The organism is Novosphingobium sp. PASSN1, assembly GCF_002278815.1.
In genome coordinates this window covers 10,580-14,649 of sequence record NZ_NKIS01000028.1, presented here as the reverse complement: position 1 = coordinate 14,649, position 4,070 = coordinate 10,580, and the positions used below count along the sequence as shown (strand labels likewise).

Sequence of the window (4,070 nt, the reverse complement as noted above, 5' to 3'; positions counted from 1 at the left end):
GAAGACCAGATCGCGCTGACCGAAGCTTATGCCAAGGCGCAGGGCTTCTGGATCGATCCTTCGGTCGAGCCGGTGTTCACCTCGACGCTGGAACTGGACCTCTCGACGGTTGTGCCGTCGCTTGCTGGCCCGAAGCGTCCGCAGGACCGCGTTTCGCTGCCCGACGTCGACGACGTGTTCAACGCCGACCTCGCCAACACCTACAAGAAGGCGCAGCAGCGCGTTCCGGTCGAAGGCAAGGACTTCGATATCGGCGATGGCGACGTGACCATCGCGGCGATCACCAGCTGCACCAACACCTCGAACCCCGGCGTGCTGGTGGCCGCCGGCCTCGTCGCCAAGAAGGCCAACGAGCTGGGCCTGAAGCCCAAGCCGTGGGTCAAGACCAGCCTTGCGCCGGGATCGCAGGTCGTGACGGACTATCTTGTCCGCGCCGGGCTGCAGGAGCATCTCGATGCGGTCGGCTTCAACCTTGTCGGTTATGGCTGCACCACCTGCATCGGCAACTCCGGCCCGCTGGCCGAGCCGATCAGCAAGGCGATCAACGAGAACGGCCTCGTCGCTGCCGCCGTGATCTCGGGCAACCGCAACTTCGAAGGCCGCGTCTCTCCGGATGTGCGCGCGAACTTCCTCGCCAGCCCGCCGCTGGTGGTGGCCTATGCGCTCAAGGGCACGGTGATCGAGGACTTCATCTCGACCCCGATCGGCCAGAGCAAGGACGGCGTTGACGTCTACCTCAAGGATATCTGGCCCTCGAACGCCGAAGTCCACGCGACGATGATGGGCTGCATGGACCGCGCGATGTTCCAGGCGCGCTATGCCGACGTCTACAAGGGCGATGTGCACTGGCAGGCGATCGACGTGACGGGTTCGGAAACCTACAGCTGGCGCGCGGGCAGCACCTATGTGGCGAACCCGCCCTACTTCGAGGGCATGACGATGACCCCGGCTCCGGTGGGCGATATCGTCGAGGCCAAGCCGCTGGCGATCCTCGGCGATTCGATCACCACCGACCACATCTCGCCGGCCGGTTCGATCAAGGCCGACAGCCCGGCGGGCAAGTGGCTGATGGAGCACCAGGTCGCCAAGGCGGACTTCAACTCCTACGGCGCGCGCCGCGGCCACCACGAAGTGATGATGCGCGGCACCTTCGCCAACATCCGCATCAAGAACGAGATGGTGCCGGGGATCGAAGGCGGCATGAGCCGCTATGGCAGCGATGTCGGCGCGATCTACGACGTGGCGATGCAGCACAAGGCGGACGGCACCCCGCTGGTCGTCATCGCAGGCAAGGAATACGGCACCGGCTCCAGCCGCGACTGGGCGGCCAAGGGCACCAACCTGCTCGGCGTGCGCGCGGTCATCGTGGAAAGCTTCGAGCGCATCCACCGCTCGAACCTCGTCGGCATGGGCGTGCTGCCGCTGCAGTTCCTCGAAGGCGAATCGCGCGAGACGCTGGGCCTGACGGGCGACGACAGCTTCACCATTCGCGGCGTGGCCGGCCTCAAGCCGCGTCAGGACGTTGAAGTCGAAGTGACGCGCGCCGATGGTTCCAGCTTCACCTTCAAGGCGCTGTGCCGCATCGATACCGCCAACGAGCTGGAATACTTCCTCAACGGCGGCATCCTGCACTACGTTCTGCGCAACCTGGCGGCCTGATCGGCCGCCAGCGAGGGCGCTGCCCTCGGCCAGAATCAGAAAGCCATAAGCAGAGGCCTGAATCAGAAAGGGCGGCTCCACCGGGAGCCGCCCTTTTCGTTTGCCTGCCTGACGTTTGTCTGCCCGTCGCTGCGGGCTTTTGGCGGATCAGGCCGCTGTAGGGGCCTTGTTCTTCAGGCCGTGGCGACGGCGTGCGACGAGGCCCGCCGCTGCGGCGCCGAACAGAAGCATCATCGATGGTTCCGGCACTTCGGTTCCGCCGTTGGTGGTGCCGCCATTCGTGGTTCCGCCATTGGTCGTGCCACCATTGGTGGTGCCGCCGTTCGAAGACGAGGTTGACGACGAGGTCGAGCTGCTGGTGCTGCTCGACGTTGACGAGGATGTGGAAGACGAGGTCGAGGTCGAAGAGCTTGTGGAAACGTTGCCCGAGCTGGTCGAGGTAGACGAACTGGTCGAGACGTTGCCTGACGACGTGCTGACGTTGCCCGAGCTGGTCGAGACATTGCCCGACGAAGTCGACACGTTCCCCGAGGACGTGGACACGTTGCCTGAGGAGGTCGAGGTCGTGCTCGTCACCGCGCCCGAGCTGGTCGAGACGTTGCCGCTCGAAGTCGAGGTCGAGATGTTGCCGCTGGACGTCGACGTCGAACCGCCCGAGGTCGAGCTGGAGCCGCCCGACGTCGAGCTGGAGCCGCCCGACGTCGAGGTCGAGCCGGTGCTGGTCGAGGAGACGACCACGCTGCCGCCGCCGCCGCTGCCGCCGCCCCCGAAGAACCCGCCGAAGAACCCGCCGCCGAAGCCGCCGATCCCGCCGCCGCCAACCACGACCGGCACCGCGCCGCCACCGCCGCCGCCCGCCTGCTGGGGCGGCATCGGTGCCATGTAGGGCACCGGCGCATAGGCCATCTGCTGCTGGGGCATGGCGCAGGACTTGGTGACGGTCGTCTTGACCACGCGGCGCATGCGGTGAACCGGCCGCGGCGCGACGACCTTCGCGTAGTGCCGCTTGACCTGCTTGACCTTGATCGGCTTCACGTGGTGGATCTCGGCCGCCGAGGGCGCTTCCGAAACGTGCACTGCACCGCCGCCCAGCACCGCACCGCCCGCTGCGCAGGCCGCCAGTTTTGCCAATGCCATCCGAACCGACATGATCGTTGCTCTCTGTTTCCGTGGGAGCCCGCGTCTATCCCCGATTGGTGGACAAACCCTCTCCTGACAGATCGAACAACGCAGATCGCACCCGCTGCGGCAATGCTGTTAACCGCATTTCACCCCCTCCCGGAGCACCGAATTGGGTCATTCCGGGGCGATTGGCCAAGTCTGTGCCAAACTGGAACCGAATTGCGCGCAGCGGTTACGCCATCAGCGTTTACCACTATTCGCTGTCGTCTCCGCCAAACAGGCCGGGCAGGTCTGCCGAGGGGGGTGTGAGCCCGAGATGGCGCCACCCGCGATCGTTGAGGCAGCGCCCGCGCGCGGTGCGGGCCACCAGACCGAGCTGGATGAGATAGGGCTCGATCACGTCCTCGATCGTGTCGCGCGGTTCGGAAAGCCCGGCGGCCAGCGTTTCCACGCCGACCGGCCCGCCCTTGTAGATATCGGCGATCATCGAGAGGTAGCGCCGGTCCTGCAGATCGAGCCCGAGCGAATCGACTTCGAGCCTGGTGAGCGCATTGTCCGCGACCTCGCGGGTGATGACCGCTGCGCCTGCTACTTGCGCAAAATCGCGTACCCGCCGCAGCAGCCGGCCGGCCACGCGCGGAGTGCCGCGCGACCGGCGGGCAATCTCGCCCGCGCCCCCGCTGTCGACACCGATGCCGAGCAGGCCCGCACCGCGCGTGACGACGCGTTCAAGCTCCGCCACCGTGTAGAACTGGAGGCGCACCGGGATGCCGAAGCGGTCACGCAGCGGCGTGGCCAGCAGGCCTGCGCGCGTGGTCGCGCCGATCAGGGTGAAAGGCGGCAGATCGATCCGCACCGAGCGCGCCGAAGGCCCTTCGCCGATGATGAGATCGAGCGCGCGGTCTTCCATCGCCGGATAGAGCACTTCTTCCACCACGGGATTGAGGCGGTGGATCTCGTCGATGAACAGGACGTCGCCGTTCTCCAGATTGGTGAGCAGCGCGGCCAGATCACCCGCCTTGGCGATGACCGGGCCGGAGGTGGCGCGAAAGTTCACCCCCATCTCGCGCGCGATGATCGCCGCCAGCGTGGTCTTGCCGAGACCGGGCGGGCCATAGAACAGCACATGGTCCATCGCCTCGGCGCGCTGCTTGGCGCTTTCGATGAACACATGGAGGTTTTCGCGCGCAGCTTCCTGCCCGACGAATTCGGCGAGCGTCTTGGGACGCAGCGCCGCGTCCGGATCTTCGGTCTGGCGGCGGGGGGTGAGGATGGGGTTGTCGGTCATG

General features: G+C 66.4%; 3 protein-coding genes. 1 reads left to right on the top strand and 2 read right to left on the bottom strand.

Going from position 1 to position 4,070, the window contains the following annotated elements:
* The coding region (gene acnA, locus CFE35_RS22220; RefSeq protein WP_292934044.1) for an aconitate hydratase AcnA at positions 1-1,659 on the top strand (1,659 nt) is incomplete at its 5' end.
* A 147-nt stretch (positions 1,660-1,806) separates the two neighbouring features.
* On the opposite strand, the gene CFE35_RS22215 is transcribed toward acnA, so the two are convergent.
* Together CFE35_RS22215 and ruvB are read right to left on the bottom strand one after the other, a co-directional pair.
* The gene (locus CFE35_RS22215) at positions 1,807-2,808 is read right to left on the bottom strand and encodes a PEP-CTERM sorting domain-containing protein (protein WP_292932036.1); all 1,002 of its coding nucleotides are present in this window, start codon (positions 2,806-2,808) and stop codon (positions 1,807-1,809) included.
* 226 nt (positions 2,809-3,034) lie between these two features.
* Entirely contained in the window at positions 3,035-4,069 is a 1,035-nt protein-coding gene (ruvB, locus tag CFE35_RS22210) for a Holliday junction branch migration DNA helicase RuvB (RefSeq protein ID WP_292932035.1), read from the bottom strand.
* Between the last annotated feature and the right edge of the window lies 1 nt (position 4,070).

Excerpts from the sequence above, each read along its gene's own strand:
- CFE35_RS22215 (WP_292932036.1), bottom strand. The coding sequence starts at position 2,808 with ATGTCGGTTCGGATGGCATTGGCAAAACTGGCGGCCTGCGCAGCGGGC.
- ruvB (WP_292932035.1), bottom strand. The coding sequence starts at position 4,069 with ATGACCGACAACCCCATCCTCACCCCCCGCCGCCAGACCGAAGATCCG.